This window comes from Acinetobacter colistiniresistens (genome assembly GCF_024582815.1).
In the GTDB taxonomy this organism is placed as follows: Bacteria; Pseudomonadota; Gammaproteobacteria; order Pseudomonadales; family Moraxellaceae; genus Acinetobacter.
In genome coordinates, this window is the sequence record NZ_CP102099.1 from 289,343 (window position 1) to 305,907 (window position 16,565).

The window sequence follows — 16,565 nt, forward strand, 5'->3', positions numbered from 1 at the left end:
CCAAACGTTTGCAAGCACAATACTATCATTTGTGTTTGGCAATTCAGAACACTCATGGCAGCACCGAATCGCAATATTACGGTTGCCACCCCTAAAAATATGAGGAGTCCTACATGGAACACATCGAACGTGAAGCGATGGAGTTTGACGTAGTGATCGTAGGCGCAGGCCCTGCGGGTTTATCTGCTGCGATTAAAATTCGTCAATTAGCGATTGAAAACAACCTGCCTGATCTTTCTGTTTGTGTTGTTGAAAAAGGCTCTGAAGTAGGTGCACATATTCTTTCTGGTGCTGTACTTGAACCACGTGCCATGAATGAATTATTTCCGAACTGGAAAGAAGAAGGCGCACCACTAAACGTACCTGTGACAGGTGACGAAACATATTTCTTATTGTCTGATACCAAAGCACAAAAAATGCCGTATTGGATGGTGCCAAAATCTATGCACAACGAAGGAAACTATGTAATTTCCTTAGGTAACGTTGTACGCTGGTTGGGCCAAAAAGCGGAAGAACTTGAAGTTTCAATCTTCCCAGGCTTTGCTGCTGCTGAAGTGCTTTATCATGAAGATGGCACAGTAAAAGGCATTCAAACAGGTGATATGGGCATTGGCAAAAATGGTGAGCCAACGCATAACTTCACGCCTGGTTATGAACTACATGCCAAGTACACTTTATTTGCTGAAGGCTGCCGTGGTCATCTCGGTAAACGTCTGATTGCAAAATATAATCTTGATAAAGATGCTGATCCACAGCACTACGGTATCGGGATTAAAGAACTTTGGGAAATCGATCCTGCAAAACATAAGCCAGGCTTGGTAATGCACGGCGCAGGTTGGCCTTTGTCTGAAACTGGTTCTTCTGGTGGCTGGTGGTTATATCATGCTGAAAACAACCAAGTGACTTTGGGTATGATCGTGGATTTATCCTATGAAAATCCACACATGTATCCATTCATGGAAATGCAACGTTGGAAAACACATCCAACCATCAAGCAATTCCTTGAAGGCGGCAAACGTATTTCTTACGGCGCACGTGCTGTGGTGAAAGGCGGCTTCAATGCATTGCCTAAACTCACCTTCCCGGGCGGTTGCTTGATTGGTGATGATGCTGGTTTCTTGAACTTCTCAAAAATCAAAGGCTCACACACGGCAATGAAATCAGGCATGTTATGTGGTGAGGCAGTATTCGAAGCAATTGCGGCGGGCGTGGCCAAAGGTGGTGATCTTGCGATTGCACGTGTGCTTGAAGGCGAAGACCACTTTGACAAAGAACTGACCGCTTATACTGATAAATATAACAACTCTTGGTTAAAAGAAGAGTTATATAGCTCGCGTAACTTTGGCCCAGCGATGCATAAATTTGGTCAATGGATTGGTGGTGCGTTTAACTTTATCGATCAAAACATCTTTAAAGTGCCATTCACTTTGCACGATCTTAAACAAGACTTTGCCGTGCTTAAAACCGTGGATGCTTCTACGTTTAAGCCAAACTACCCAAAACCAGATGGCAAGTTGACTTTTGATCGTTTATCTTCTGTATTCGTATCTAATACCGTACATGAAGAAAACCAACCTGCTCATTTGAAGTTAACTGATCCTTCAATTCCAGTGAACGTGAACTTACCGAAATGGGATGAGCCAGCTCAACGCTACTGCCCGGCAGGGGTTTACGAAATCATGGAAAATGATGACGGTTCTAAACGCTTCCAGATCAACGCAGCCAACTGTGTTCACTGTAAGACCTGTGATATTAAAGATCCATCACAGAACATTACTTGGGTAACACCTGAAGGTGGTGGTGGTCCGAACTATCCGAATATGTAATTCAAAATGAAAAAATCCGAGTTTAGACTCGGATTTTTTAATCTTACCAATCATTGACTTCCTTATGGGTTTTTCCACTTCCATCTGTAGAATAAGTAATAAACTTAGCTTTTTCTTATACAATATATTCCGTTTTAAGTTAATTTCATATTTTTTTCCAGCCAATTTCCATTGATCGTCGAGCCAACCATCTCCAAAATTATTAGATTATTTTTTTAACAGAAAAATGTAAATTAGATGAAGTTTCAGGATAATATTTAAATAAATAACACTTTAATTTATCTTTTGTTACCAATTCAATAGAAATTGAATCATTATGTTCTACTTGGAAATTATCTAATTCATCTTTATTAGGTTCCAAAACTTGCAATCGGGATATATTTTGACAAGCTTTAAAGTTAAAGTTTGAGCCTTTTTCTAACTTAATCACATCATCAGTTGAAGCATAAACAATACTTGATATTAGAGTAATAAATATAATAGCTGAGCCTGTAAATTATTTTGTGTAAGTTCCATTTTTATAAATGATCTTTTAATCGATCATCGAACTGAATCGTAAACCAATTCATTGCTAAACGCCAATTTTGAATTGGCATCGTCCATTTCTTCGCAGCATTTGATGTTGCTAAGTAAATGACCTTCTTTACTGAGTCATCAGATGAAAAGATTTTCCTCTTCTTCGTTGAATGGCGTATTACGCTATTCAACGACTCAATCGCATTTGTTGTATAAATTGCATGACGTATTTCGGCTGGATAGCTAAAGATCGTTCGGATATTTTCCCAATTGGCCCGCCAGGATTCTCCAATTTTGGGATACTGGTGATTCCATTGATCACAGAAGATGTCTAGGGACTTTAAAGCATTTTCCTCTGTACTTGCCTGATAAATCGCTTTCAGACCCGAGGTAACAGCCTTGTAGTCTTTCCAGCTTACAAATCTCAGGCTATTGCGTACAACATGCACGATACACAGTTGAATATCAGTATGAGGGTAAACGGAGGCTATCGCGTCAGGAAAGCCTTTTAATCCATCTACACAGGCAACAAGAATATCCTGTACTCCTCGATTTTTAGCTCTGTCATGACTGACAGCCAGAATTTGGCACCTTCTGTCTGAGCAATCCACATACCCAGTAATTCTTTTTGTCCATCCATATTGATGCCTAAAGCAAGGTATACGGACTTGTTAATCACATTGGAGTGCTGACGGACTTTGACAACAATACAGTCAAGATAGACAACAGGATAAAGGCTATCTAAGGCTCTATTTTGCCACTCAGTCACTTGCTCAATCACAGCATCGGTAACTTTGCTGATGAGAGATGCTGAGACATCGGCATCGTACATTTCTTTGAAGAAGGCTACAATTTCCCTATTAGTCATTCCTTTTGCATACAGTGAGAGGATTTGGTCATCCATACTGGTGATGCGTGTTTGGTGCTTTTGATAATTTGTGGCTCAAATGAACCTTCTCGATCACGGGGAATATCTAAAGCCAGTTGTCCATCTTGAGTTGTAATGGTTTTAGAACTAAACCCATTACGGCTATTTGAGCCTTTCCTGGACTGATGCTTTTCATAACCGAGATGGTCTGAAAGTTCAGTATTGAGTGCAGTTTCAATCATGAATTTTTTAAAGACTGCTGTCATTTGGTTTAAGTCTTCTGGTGTTTTTAGACCTTTAGCCAATTCGGCAGCCATACTTTTGATTGTTGCTTCATCCATGTGAAGTACCTTTTGTAATTATCCTCTGAAGGATAAATGAAAATTAAGTACTTACACAAAATTTAGAACAGTCCCTAATAGCTAATTTTTTCATGCTCATCTCTTATAACGACTCACAGCTCACATTAGGAGCTTTTATCTTATTTGTATGATAACTTTTCCAAATATTAGTTCCAACCTTACTTGAACTTAACTTACTCGAATTAAAACTATATTCACCAATGACTTGCTTGCTCTCTTTGATCTGAACACAAGTTTCTCTTATTTGCATTAAATTTATTAATTTCAAGAGATTATTCTTTCTACCACAATAATCATTAAACCCTCCATTAACTAGCATAGTGATATAATGAATATCATCTTTATCTGCATATGTATTCGCATTTCCCCAGGCTGAACCTTTTTCCCAATACCATGTTGCAGAATCAATAACATATTCTGGTTCTGAAGCAACAAGGTCCAGTTGATTTGGAACAAATTGTTGACCGGCAATCGATCCATATTTTTTGTAGTTTTTTTAAGTGTGTTAATTGAATTAATCCTCTACCATGATATTGAGGTCCACCCTCATAATTACTCCATATAGCAGGCATTGATCCATCGCGGTTTTTATATTCTTCTGTGGTTCTAAAATGATCTCCTTCACATGAAATTTGAGCAATGAAATGGGCTTTTCTAAGACATGTATTTATTTCATGCTTTGCCATTGAAGAATTTAATAGATCAAGAAATTCATTAATATCTAGACCTTTAATTTTTGGATATTGTGATCGATGAAATAAACCTTTTGTTAAGGCCTCCTTGGGAAGAATTTGTTGCAATAAATCGACCGTTATATCTTTATTACAAAAACAGGTTTCATCTTTATTATTCTTATCCTCAACTAAATTATTATTTGTACTTTGCCATGATGAAACTGATTTTAAGTTTGCCAGCGAAGATTTACCGTAGTTAGAACCTTGGCTCTCTCCAACAACATGGTCTTGCTTAGGTAAAATTTTAGCTCCACAACTGAGTAAATCACCAACATAAGCGACTGGTTTACCATCCATAATGATATGGTTATGACTTGCCTGTATTGTTGACCAGCATTTACATTTAGGACAAAAGTGACCATCACCAGCACGTAAAAATAAATTTCCCATTTGAGAGGTTCTTTGTTGCGTTGCTTGAATGATTCCACCGTGATCAGTCATGGAATTATTAATTGCAAAACCTTTAGCCATGTTGCCAGCCCTCTTCTCGGTTTAAAAAACCTTCTGGAGCTTTTTCACCTTTAAAAATATTAATAGCCACAGATTTATTCGGACTATCAATAATTTCATCACCGTTTTCTACATGGCTTCCAACCAATGCAACAGATTTGCCTTCTACTACACAAGCCCTGCCTGCACCTTAAACAATTTTAGAACTCGTTCCATCTTCATAAATTACATCATCACCAACCAAGGCAATAGCCAATCCACCAATTCGACCCTTTAATGCACTAGCTTTAACTAAACCACCATTTCGAGTCTTCGCACCATTTACTGCAAGGTGATATAAAGTCTTAGGTCTGTGCTGAAAATACAGCTGTTCTGCTTTTATTGTCTGATCGATTTCCTCTTGAGACAATTGTTGTAATTGCTCTACAGGCAACTCATGTAAAAAATTTGGTCTTGCCATTTCCTTATTCCCTCTAATCTTATTCTGAGGTTTAAGCATAACAAATTTTCCAAACATGACAACAATATATGTCTACCAAAACTTTAAATATATTTAAGCTGTGCTAATTAAAAAATTTAATTCTAAATCCTAACCTTTCTGCACAAGATAACGATATTCCGTATTGCTGTTTTCATCCAGACTTTCTTCTTTTAATACCAACTCATGCCCAAGATGCATACAAAACTTTGGAATATCCCATGATGTAGACGGGTCTGTAGCCAATACCTCAACAATATCACCCGACTTGGCTTTGCGAATGGCTTGATGCAACATCATCACAGGTTCGGGGCAACGTAAACCTCGCGTATTGATTTGAACAGCAGGAAGTTTTGGTTGGTCAGACATCATAAAACTCAAATATTCGAATTTTCACATTTTAGCATAATCCGCTCATATAAAAATCATCTACTCTATTTTGGGAAACTGTACGTTTTTTACATAGTATTATTGGTGCATCTGCGCTTTATCTTCGGTATGATGAAAATCATCTAATTGATATAGAGAGTCTTTAGGAAAGATCATGGTCGAGGAATCCAGTCCGTCGTGGGGTATGCGTGGCTTAAGAAAATGGTTAGGTACCGCACCAGAAACCCGTGATGAATTACTCAAGTTAGTTCAAGACTCACGTCGCTTTTTAGAGCCAGATACTGTTGCTATGCTTGAGGGTGTTCTCGATCTGCCAGCAACCAAGATTCGAGAAGTCATGACACCGCGTACAGCAATCATCAGCTTGCAGGAAGACGATCAATTACTCGATATTCTGGATGTACTGATTGATTCTGCACATTCACGCTTCCCTGTATTTTCAGCAGATCAAAGCGATAATGTCGTGGGTATCTTATTAGCGAAAGATCTTTTGCCATTTTTAACCGAGCGTAATGTCAAAGTCGATATTCGTTCATTGATGCGTCAGCCTGTTTTCGTGCCGGAAAGTGCACGTTCAGACCAAGTGCTACGCATGTTAAAAAATACCCAAACCCATATTGCGATTGTGATTGATGAATATGGTTCAACCGCGGGTTTGGTCACGTTGGAAGATATTCTCGAAGAGATTGTGGGTGAAATTGAAGATGAGCACGATATTGCCGATGAAGAAGCACTCTATATCGTACCAGACAATGACCCAACCACAGCCAATACCTGGATTGTGCAGGCACTTACACCAATCGAACACTTCAACACTATTTTAGATGCAGATTTTTCTGACGATGAAGTTGAAACTATGGGCGGCTTACTGCTGCAAGAGATTGGTTTAGTGAGCGATTTACAAGGTCAAACCATTGAGCTTGGAGATTGGCAATTTACCATTATTGAAGCAGATGCACGCACCATTCATCTGATTCGAGCTGTCCGTCAATGAGAACCTATTTTGAGAAGCTGTTAAATTCATCTCAGACACAAACGCAGCTTCCTTTTATTTTTCCACTATTGATTGCACTCATTTCGGGTGCAATCTTTAGTTTAGCTCTGGCCCCTTATTATTTTTGGTGGCTTGCGATTTTATCGCCTGCATTACTGTATGCAGTATTGCGTCAACGTAGTCCACGCCAAGCTTTTGCACTAGGTTGGGCTTACGGTTTTGGTCTATGGTTTGTCGGCGCATTTTGGCTCTATACCTCGATCCATACCTATGGTGACACCAATGCCTTTTTAAGTGTGTTGATGATTGTCATTATGGCCGCCGCTATGGGCTTATTTACTGCCTTTCAAACGTGGTTGTATCGTCGCTTTTTCCCTGAAACACCACTGACCTTTGCCCCACTCTGGGTATTATTCGAATGGGCGAAAACCTGGGTCTTCACTGGTTTCCCGTGGTTGTTTGCAGGTTATGCTTTCACCGAACGTTTACTCGATGGTTATGCACCCCTCTTTGGTGTCTATGCCGTTTCATTCGTCGTGATCGTATTGGCCTGTGCTTTGGTCGAAATCCTCAATCGCCGCTGGTTTTGGGCCATTCCTTCGGCACTGCTGATTATAGGTGCTTGGGGAGCTGGATTTATTCAATTTGTGCAACCTAAAGCAGCCAAGCCGCTGAGTGTGTCTTTGATTCAAGGCAATATTCCGCAAGACCTGAAATGGTTGACCGAATACCAGATTAAAACCTTAGAAATCTACGCGACCCTCACCCGTGCTGAATGGGGCCGTGATCTGATTGTCTGGCCAGAATCATCGATTCCGATGTTCCAGAGTGATATTCCTGAGTTCCTGGATGGCATGGCGGCACAAGCCAAAAAAACCGATACTGCTTGGGTAACAGGTATTCCTTATTGGGATATGGCCAAATCACAGCAAGTCGGTGAACCGCTGTATTACAACAGTATTATGGCCTCAGGGAGTGACTCTTATGGCTTATATAAGAAACAACGTTTAGTTCCTTTTGGTGAGTATATTCCATTGTCTGGTGCGCTGAAATGGGTACTGCCAGCTCTGCAAAATGATGTTAGCATGAGCGGGTTCTCACGTGGTGAATCCGATCAAAAACCTTTAATAGTAAAAGGCCATGCTCTTGCAGCGGCGATTTGTTATGAAGTGGCTTATCCCAACCTGACCCGTCGTAATGCATCTCACAGTGACTTTTTAATTACTGTTTCCAATGATGCTTGGTTTACGGGAACTGCAGGCCCTTGGCAACATCTGCAAATGGTACAAATGCGTGCCAAAGAAAATGGGCGTTGGTTTATTCGCGCCACCAATACAGGTGTAACTGCGTTTATTGACCAGAATGGTCATATCGTAAAACACGCTCCTATCGATCAAGAAGCAGTTCTCCGTGGCGAGTTACCGGCCATGCAAGGGCAAACATTGTATAATCGTTTAAGCGATTACCCAATCTTGCTTTTCTCTCTGCTGTTATTGATTGTTGGCTGGATCTATCGTCCACGTAAAGTCAATATTACTTTTAAATCACGTCGATAAATTACAGCAACTTTGTACCCAGAGGAACATCAAACTCTGGGACACAAAGTGCAACATCCCCTTCCGCATTATGAAAACCTGTGACCAGACATTCTGACTGAATTGGCCCAATTTGTTTTTTTGGAAAATTTACTACGGCGACCACCAGCTTTCCGATTAAATCATCAGGCTGATACAACTTGGTAATTTGCGCACTGGATTTTCGAATCCCCAAGTCCTCACCAAAATCCACTTGTAGAATATAAGCAGGTTTTCGGGCTTGTTTAAAGACCTCCGCTTGAATGATCCGTCCAACCCGTAGTTCAACTTTGCTAAAATCATTCCATTCGATCTGTTGCATCTCTTTTATTCTCTTTTGGTTAAGTTCCGTTTGCAGCATAGGCGATCTAGCATCTTTAATAAACAGGCTAAATTTTTATTTGAAGTTAGGACAATTTCTATACACAAGAGTGTGCCGAGCTCATTCCAATCGATTAAAGCGTGTCAAAAACAAGTCATAAAAAAACGTAGAACTTGGGTCTACGTTTTTATTCAATATCTCTGGCTTAGAAATTCATCGATAATTGCACCGATATATAGGTCACGAGACTCGATAAGAATAGCATCGGAATATATCTGTAGGCTTTAAATAAAAGCTGTTCATCGTTAGCAATCAGCTTATGATTGATCCAGACACTAGTTTTTAAAGCACTTAAAAAACACAACACAAACCATGCACTCAACAAGCTCATGGCAAAAAAGCCGATCATGATTTGACTGCTGCCTTCCGACGCTTGCCACACGCTTAAAGCACCTTCACTAAAAGGCAATAGGCTTAAGATGAGCAATACAGATTTAAGCATTGCCCAATGAAACTGATTCAGTTCATCTAACACAAAAAATGCTTTCATCTGATCTCCACAACTTATTTCAAGGGTCTGAATTTATTATGCAAAGCTTTGACCAGAAGAAAAAGCCTATTTTTCTGCATCACTTCTTTTTCTTGTAACTATTAAATATGGAAATAATTCTTATTATAACTCTCAAATCTTTAATATTTTATTTATTCTTTATTTTACAATAAGTTGATTAAATATTTATAATTAAGAAATATTATCACTTCACTCTCGATTTATTTAACTCAACAGTGAAGTAATATTTTTATTCAAACATTATGGTTGATAGTAAATATCGGCATCGTTACCTTCGCCACCTTCTTTACCATCTGCACCAAACGAATATAAATCATATGGACGACCTTCACGACCAGGAATGACGTACTGTAAATCATTGTCCCAACTGTCCTTTGGATAACCCCCTTTAACATACCCCCCTGGCAACCAATTTTTTGCAGAAGCAGGTTGATGGACCAACGCATCCAACCCGCCATCTTGCATTGATGGATAACGACCATTGTCTAGCTTATACTGATCCAAAGCACCCGCAACACCTTTTAAGGTAATTTGCGTGGTATCGACTTTGGCTTTTTCACCACGGCCCATCACATTCGGAACAATCAGTGCAGCCAAAACACCTAAAATGACAATAACAACCATCACTTCAATAAGGGTAAATCCTGAGGCACGATTCATTCGAGCAACGCTCGAACGTGCCGCAAGAGAAGAAGCTATGCTTTGAGTGCAAGTATTCAAGCTATGTCCAACATTTTGTTTATCCATTGAATTATTCATATTCATCTCTCTCATGTCACGCATCAAATCATATTGTTCATATTAATAATTGGCAACATTACCGCAATCACAATCACCAATACAATTGCTGCCATAAAAATCAGCATCAAGGGTTCAAGTAAAGCCAGCAAAGTTGAAATAAAGGTGGTCACTTCACGGTCCTGCATGGTGGATGCGCGATCGAGCATGCGATCCAGCTCACCTGATGCTTCACCACTTCGAATCATTTGTACCATCATTGGAGGGAAATAACCGCAACGCTCCAATTGTGTTGCCAAATTACCACCTTCTGTTACACGCTCCATTGCCACTTCGATGGCATCACGAATCACCCAGTTATTACTGACTTCCGCCCCAATCCGCAGAGCTTCAACCAAAGGCACGCCAGAACGAGTCAGAATCGATAAGGTACTGGCAAAACGTGCCGCATTTATACCACGCGAAAGTTTACCAAATAGTGGCAATCTGAGCGTTAATCGGTCAAATGCATAATGCCCTGCAGTGGTTCGGAGGAAACGGGTAAATAAAATGACGGCAACAAAGGCAAGAATAAGCATGCCAATCCAGGTATGCCGGATAAAGGCACTGGCTTTCATCAACGCAACCGTAATCCAGGGCAATGCTTCTTTGCTTTGCTCAAAGGTTTTGACGATTTCTGGTACCACATAGGTCATCAAACCCATCACAATTCCGAAAGACATCAGCATCAGGACAATCGGATAGATCATCGCGCCTTGAACTTTCTTCTGCATGGCAAAGCGGTTTTCAGTATAGTCAGATAACTGATCCAGAATCAGATCCAGATGGCCTGAGCGCTCCCCTGCAGCGACTGTTGCAATATACAACTCAGGAAAACGGCCTGATTGCTGCATACTTTTTGCCAATGAATGTCCTTCTAAAACCTTGGAACGCACGGCAATCAACAAGTTTTGAACATGTGATTTTTCACTTTGTTTACTGACCGCACGCAATGCTTCTTCGAGTGGAATCCCTGCCGCCACCAATACGGAAAGTTGACGGGTCATCAAGGCCAGATCATAGGCACTGAAGCTTTTTTTAAACCATGAACGCTGTTGTTGTTTGTCTTTTTGCTCAACAGCATCGACCGCAATCGGTGTCCATGCTTTGTCGCGTAACTGTTGGCGAATTTGGCGTGCGGAATCCCCTTCCAGCACACCTTTATGTTGCTTTCCAGAAGCATCAATAGCTGTAAATTGATAAGCAGGCATGGTTCTGTTCTAATTGTCCCAAAATAGTAGTCGTTAAGTTGCATCCGTGTATGGGATGAGGAACCTTGTTCCACAAGAAATTCATCGACATATTGCACAGCACTTTAGCATAATTCTATGAGATGCAGTCATGCCTTATTTAAGTTGTTTGAAGCGACCATACAACTCAAAGGCTGCAAATATCAACCAATACTTTAATGAATGAAGCCGCTATGCCGATCCAGAATTCTAACGCAATCCTTTACCGTATCCGAGTTGCCATACCTGTCTACCTGTATGACACCTTTGACTATACGGTCAGTGCAGAGCAATATGCTCAAGCACAGGTGGGAGCACGCGTTGCCATTTCTTTTGGACGGCAAAACCTCGTGGGAATTATTACCGAAAAGGTTGATCCAAACCAAGCGTTTACAGGGCAGTTCAAACTTAAAGCCATTACCGAACTTCTCGATGAAGAAGCTATTTTAGACCAGCAAGTTTTAACTTTGTTGACATGGTCAGCCCAATATTATCAATTTCCGATTGGGGAGGTGATGCAAAGTGCCTTACCGACCTTATTGAGACAGGGCCGTGCCTTAGATATCCTGTTTCATTTATGGAAGATCACTCCTCATGATGATCCCAATACCTTATTAAAGCGTTCTCAAAAACAATATGATGCTTATCAGGTTTTAAAACTACATCCGCATGGCACCACTGAAAATGTACTCAATCTCAGTGGCGTCGAAAGCTCAACCCTAAAAGCCTTAGAAAAAAAGGGACTGGTTGAATGTTGTCTGGAACCGCATGATTTCACGCCGACCCCTGTGCAACTGGCACAAGTCCCCTTAACTGCGAACGAAGATCAGAAGAAAGCGATTCAACAGATCCTCAAAGCACAGCATCATTATCAGGCCTTCTTACTGGATGGCTTGACGGGTAGTGGTAAAACCGAAGTTTATTTGCAAGTTATGTATGAGGTACTTAAACAAGGCAAACAGGTTCTGGTTCTGGTGCCTGAAATTGGCCTCACCCCGCAAACGGTCGCGCGTTTTAAATCACGTTTTCATTGTGATGTAGCCTTACTACATTCGGGCTTAAATGATTCAAAACGTTTACAGGCATGGCAACATGCACAAACGGGCAAAGCCTCAATTATCATTGGCACTCGTTCTGCGATTTATACCCCACTGCCACATCTAGGCTTAATCATTCTGGATGAAGAGCATGATCTATCCTATAAGCAGCAAGAAGGTTTCCGTTACCATACCCGTGATGTGGCCTTATATCGTGGGCATTTGCAAAACTGTCCCGTGATCCTTGGTTCTGCCACCCCCAGTATCGATAGTTATCATTTAGTGGAGTCAGGCAAGTTACAGGTACTCGAACTGAATCAGCGTGCTGGTGTCGCGGTACTGCCCAAGATATATGTGGTCGACTTAAAAATTGCCAAAAAGCAGCATGGTCTGAGCCAGACTTTAATTGAACAGATCAAGCACACTCTAGAACGTAAAGAACAGGTACTGATCTTTTTAAATCGACGTGGTTATGCCCCCATCCTGATGTGTGAAAGCTGTGGCTGGCAAGCCAATTGCCCGCATTGTGATGCGCATTTTACCTTACATTCGCAGCCCTACCATTATTTGCATTGTCATCATTGCGGCACCATCAATCGTCTTCCCGACCATTGCCCTGCATGCCAGAAACAAAGTCTAAAAACCATCGGTGCAGGAACAGCAAAACTTGAAGAACACTTACAAGAATTATTTCCTCACAATGACGTGATTCGTGTTGATCGTGACAGTACCAGCCGAGTCGGCAGCTGGCAGAAGATTTATGATCGCATTCAGCAAAATAAGCCGAGCATTTTGTTGGGCACGCAAATGCTGGCCAAAGGTCACCATTTCCCACATGTGACGCTTGTTGCGATTCTGGATATAGATGCAGGCCTGCTCAGTGTCGACCCGCGTGCACCTGAACGGACTGCACAGCTGATTGTGCAGGTGGCAGGGCGCGCTGGACGTGGCGAGCATAAAGGCAGTGTCTATTTACAGAGTCTACGTCCTGATCATCCGATGTTGACCACCTTAATCGAGCATGACTACCGTACTGTGGCCAAACAAATGCTGACGGATCGTAAAATCGCCATGCTCCCCCCTTATCGCTATGCAGTTCTGGTTCGGGTCGAATCTAAAGATCGTGACTATAGCCAGCAGTTCCTTGCTGATATAGCCCAACAGTTAAGGGAAATGACAGGCGATTTGGTTGATATCTGGGGGCCAATCCCTGCCCCGATGGAACGCAAAGCAGGACGTTATCGCGCGCATATGGTGATTTTGTCTGCTGATCGAGCAAAGCTGCACTTTTATTTACGGCAATGGTGGCAACAAGTGGTACATTTACCTCGTCAGCACCAACTGAGACTTTCGATTGATGTTGATCCCCAAGAGTTTAGCTAAAAACCAGCTTTGAGCTAACTCAAATAAGCGCAGGTTTCTGGATATCATCTATTCAGATCATATTTTTAACCGCGACTCATTTGAGTTAGTCTAGACAGAATAGAAAAATTGAGGCATTCAATGTCTTTACTGCTCCCGATTATTTTTTTACTGGCCGCGACTTTAATTTTTGCGCCCTTGGCCAAACGCTATGCCTCGACCACTGTTTTGGGTTATCTCATTGCAGGGCTTTTGCTTGGTTCCAGTGTTTCTGGCCTGATTGATGATGCTCAACTGATCAGCCAACTACTGCATTTCGGCATGATGACTGTCATGTTCTTTATCGGTTTTGCTTTTCGCCCCTTACAACTCTGGGCAGAACGTCGGACTGTACTCAAAAACAGTGGCGTACAATTTGTCATCATTAGCCTACTAATCACCAGTATCTGTTTCCTCCTGTTCAATGAGGTGCTGCTCAGTCTGATTCTGGGAGGAGCTTTAGCCCTCTCTGCGCTGTTCCTCCCGCAACAACTTTTACAGCAAAAACAACAACTCAATAGCAACCTAGGTCAAGCAACTTTAGCCAGCTTACAGTTTCAAGCTTTGCTTACTGTGCTGCTGATTGCCCTGTTTCCGCTCTTGGAGGATACCTCCTCGACACAACATGGTATTGCCTACTTTGCGGCAATCATTGCCACCATTTCAGGATTATTCCTCGCCAGTCGTTATGTCGTTCGTCCCTCATTTCGTTTCTTGGCCCGTAAAAACAGTATCCATCTCATTCCTGTACTCAGCTTATTGATCCTGCTTACAGTGATCTTGATCATGGATATTCTCAACATTCATCTATTGATTGCTGCATTTTTAGCAGGATTATTACTCGCCGAAACTGAATTTAAAACTGAAGTTGAACGCATTCTCGAACCCTTTAAAGATGCTGCCATTGGATTGTTTTTTCTGGCGATTGGCTTAGGCCTATCCTTGAATCCCTTAAGCCAAACCCCACTGCTGATCTTGGCCTCAATTTTTGGTCTGGTTTTGATTAAGGCAGTGATCATTGGCGCAATCCGCTATTACCAACAACGTCTTGCCAAGCCGAGCATCCTGTTAGCCATCACGTTGGCACAAAGTGGTGAATTTAGTTTTATTCTGCTCAAGTTGGCAGAAAGTGAAAAATTACTCAGCACAGCGTTATTAGAATCGACCTTTCTAATTATCTTGGGTTCGATGCTGCTCACCCCGTTGCTATATACCTTGTTTGATCGAAAAATTTTGCCAATGCTGCAACAGAATAAAGTCGCTGTAACTGATACCGCAGCCGATGTTCCACAACATCCAATTCTCATCATTGGATTTGGTCGTTTTGGACAAGTCATCGCGCGCGCCTTACATGCGCAGGGCAAACACTTTAGTGTGATCGATAGCAACCAACCTGATGCTGATTTTATTCAACAATACGGGCATCGTTTTATTGATGCCGATGTGACTCAAGTTGAGAACTTGCGTGCTGCGGGCATCGAATATTGCAAGTTACTGATTGTTGCGATTGATGATGTGGAAGACAGTATGAATCTGGCGCGACACCTGCGCTTGAATTATCCAGATTTGACCATTCTGGTTCGGGCTCGCGATCGGCATCATGCCCATTTACTGCATGGCTTAGGCATCTCACAAATCTGGCGTGAAACCTATTCCTCATCGTTAAATATGGCACAGCAAGCCTTAATTGAAACAGGTCTGGATCATGACGAAGCACAAACCCAGATTGCCCAATTCAAACAGCAAGATGAACAACTGCTCACACAGCAACATTGGACTTACGACCAACAGACGCTGACTGAAAGTTATCCAAGTGCCATTGCTGAACTGGAGTATTTATTTGCCAATACTCAAACTTTGCTGACAGATCGCGTGAGCAATGAACAAAACACACAAAGTGATGCAAATTCCCCCAATGAACAAGCTTGAGTTTTCACGAACTGGCACCATTATTGACTGCATATATGCACCTTTTTTATAAAGCTCAAAGTGCTTTTCAAAGCAATAAATTGCTTTGTTTTCCCCTTGAGGGGGCTGGAGAAAAATATGTCTGATTTACGCCAACGCTTTTTTATCGAAGACTGTCCTGTTCGTGGTGAAGTGGTACATCTGGAAGAAGCACTACAAACCATTTTGGCGCAACGAGAATATATGCCTGCGGTTCAAAGCCTGTTGGGTGAAATGCTCAGTGCAACTGCACTATTGGCAAGTACGCTCAAGATTCATGGCCGTATTAGCTTACAGATTCAAGCCAGTGGCACATTTAAATGGGCAATGGCAGAGTGTAACCATTTAGGTGAAGTGCGCGCCTTGGCAGATTATGAAGAAGATCCTCGTTTTGTTGAGGGTACAGATAGCCGTACCGTATTGGCGGCTTTAACGAATCCCGTATTGTTCATTAATATTGAACCTGAGCACGGTGAACGCTATCAAGGCATCGTACCGCTTGATCAACCAACTTTAGCCGGTTGTTTGACACAATATTATGATTTGTCTGCACAGATCCCAACTCATATTGTTTTGGCAACCAATAACAAACGTTCAGGCGGTTTATTGATTCAGTTACTTCCGCGTAATGATGAAGAAGAGCAAAAGCTGGTTGATGAGGACTTATGGCCGCGTTTGACCATGCTCACTGAAACGCTTAAACCTGAAGAACTGACTGATCTTTCAGCCAATGAAATTCTGTATCGTTTATATAACGAAGAAGAAGTCCGTTTACCGGAAATTGAGCAGTTAAAGTTTGGTTGTACTTGCTCTAAAGAACGCTGTGCCAATGCCTTGATCCAGATTGGTGTTGACGCGGTACATGAAACTTTAGAAGTACAAAATCCAATCCAGATGGATTGCCAGTTCTGTAATACACGCTATGAGTTCACCGCAGAAGAAGCACTGGCGCTGTTCGGTGAGCATTTAAGTTAATGAAATAGCGAAAAATAAAAAAAGACGGGCTTCCGTCTTTTTTTATTTTGTATTAAGGTCTACGGGATAAAATAAGATCCAGATCTCCCAATAACATAGACCGTTATCCTGCCT

12 protein-coding genes and 3 pseudogenes are annotated in these 16,565 nt (G+C 41.6%); 6 read left to right on the plus strand and 9 right to left on the minus strand.

Annotated elements, in window-relative coordinates; genetic code table 11:
* The first annotated feature begins 113 nt into the window (after positions 1-113).
* Positions 114-1,826 (plus strand): electron transfer flavoprotein-ubiquinone oxidoreductase, encoded by a 1,713-nt coding sequence (locus NQU59_RS01415; protein WP_043969987.1) that lies wholly within the window; start codon positions 114-116, stop codon positions 1,824-1,826.
* A 518-nt stretch (positions 1,827-2,344) separates the two neighbouring features.
* Here NQU59_RS01415 and NQU59_RS18815 read toward each other — a convergent pair.
* The 5 genes and pseudogenes from NQU59_RS18815 to tusA all read right to left on the minus strand — a co-directional run bounded on the left by NQU59_RS18815 (position 2,345) and on the right by tusA (position 5,603).
* The gene (locus NQU59_RS18815; protein WP_265937507.1) at positions 2,345-2,953 is read right to left on the minus strand and encodes an IS256 family transposase; all 609 of its coding nucleotides are present in this window, start codon (positions 2,951-2,953) and stop codon (positions 2,345-2,347) included.
* Positions 2,860-3,551, minus strand: a pseudogene (locus NQU59_RS18820) (IS256 family transposase). Before NQU59_RS18820 ends, NQU59_RS18815 begins: the two are co-directional and overlap by 94 nt.
* A gap of 935 nt (positions 3,552-4,486) precedes the next feature.
* A pseudogene (locus NQU59_RS01425) lies at positions 4,487-4,777 on the minus strand (PAAR domain-containing protein); the annotation flags it as partial.
* A pseudogene (locus tag NQU59_RS01430) lies at positions 4,770-5,216 on the minus strand (PAAR domain-containing protein). The pseudogenes NQU59_RS01430 and NQU59_RS01425, both read right to left, overlap by 8 nt.
* A 129-nt stretch (positions 5,217-5,345) precedes the next feature.
* Positions 5,346-5,603, minus strand: coding sequence for a sulfurtransferase TusA (gene tusA, locus NQU59_RS01435; RefSeq protein WP_005239999.1), 258 nt, complete (start codon positions 5,601-5,603; stop codon positions 5,346-5,348).
* A 175-nt stretch (positions 5,604-5,778) separates the two neighbouring features.
* Here tusA and NQU59_RS01440 point away from each other — a divergent pair, with 175 nt between their 5' ends.
* Positions 5,779-6,618 (plus strand): HlyC/CorC family transporter, encoded by an 840-nt coding sequence (locus NQU59_RS01440; protein WP_005240002.1) that lies wholly within the window; start codon positions 5,779-5,781, stop codon positions 6,616-6,618.
* On the plus strand, positions 6,615-8,174 hold the full coding sequence (lnt, locus tag NQU59_RS01445) for an apolipoprotein N-acyltransferase (protein WP_257064669.1): 1,560 nt from the start codon (positions 6,615-6,617) through the stop codon (positions 8,172-8,174). Before NQU59_RS01440 ends, lnt begins: the two co-directional genes overlap by 4 nt.
* A 1-nt stretch (position 8,175) precedes the next feature.
* On the opposite strand, the gene NQU59_RS01450 is transcribed toward lnt, so the two are convergent.
* The 4 genes from NQU59_RS01450 to gspF all read right to left on the minus strand — a co-directional run bounded on the left by NQU59_RS01450 (position 8,176) and on the right by gspF (position 11,073).
* Entirely contained in the window at positions 8,176-8,514 is a 339-nt protein-coding gene (locus tag NQU59_RS01450) for a tRNA-binding protein (RefSeq protein ID WP_005240007.1), read from the minus strand.
* 205 nt (positions 8,515-8,719) lie between these two features.
* Entirely contained in the window at positions 8,720-9,064 is a 345-nt protein-coding gene (locus tag NQU59_RS01455) for a hypothetical protein (RefSeq protein ID WP_096910976.1), read from the minus strand.
* 261 nt (positions 9,065-9,325) lie between these two features.
* The gene (gspG, locus tag NQU59_RS01460) at positions 9,326-9,868 is read right to left on the minus strand and encodes a type II secretion system major pseudopilin GspG (protein ID WP_096910975.1); all 543 of its coding nucleotides are present in this window, start codon (positions 9,866-9,868) and stop codon (positions 9,326-9,328) included.
* A complete protein-coding gene (gene gspF, locus NQU59_RS01465; RefSeq protein ID WP_144583135.1) occupies positions 9,868-11,073 on the minus strand; it encodes a type II secretion system inner membrane protein GspF in 1,206 nt (401 codons plus the stop codon). The genes gspG and gspF overlap by 1 nt, the downstream gene beginning before the upstream one ends.
* Before the next feature lie 212 nt (positions 11,074-11,285).
* On the opposite strand from gspF, the gene NQU59_RS01470 reads away from it, so the two are divergent.
* From NQU59_RS01470 to hslO, 3 genes are all read left to right on the plus strand, one after another.
* The gene (locus tag NQU59_RS01470) at positions 11,286-13,511 is read left to right on the plus strand and encodes a primosomal protein N' (protein ID WP_373462994.1); all 2,226 of its coding nucleotides are present in this window, start codon (positions 11,286-11,288) and stop codon (positions 13,509-13,511) included.
* Positions 13,512-13,631: 120 nt separating this feature from the next.
* The gene (locus NQU59_RS01475; protein WP_257064677.1) at positions 13,632-15,458 is read left to right on the plus strand and encodes a cation:proton antiporter domain-containing protein; all 1,827 of its coding nucleotides are present in this window, start codon (positions 13,632-13,634) and stop codon (positions 15,456-15,458) included.
* Positions 15,459-15,575: 117 nt separating this feature from the next.
* On the plus strand, positions 15,576-16,451 hold the full coding sequence (gene hslO, locus NQU59_RS01480; protein ID WP_257064678.1) for an Hsp33 family molecular chaperone HslO: 876 nt from the start codon (positions 15,576-15,578) through the stop codon (positions 16,449-16,451).
* Positions 16,452-16,565: the final 114 nt, after the last annotated feature.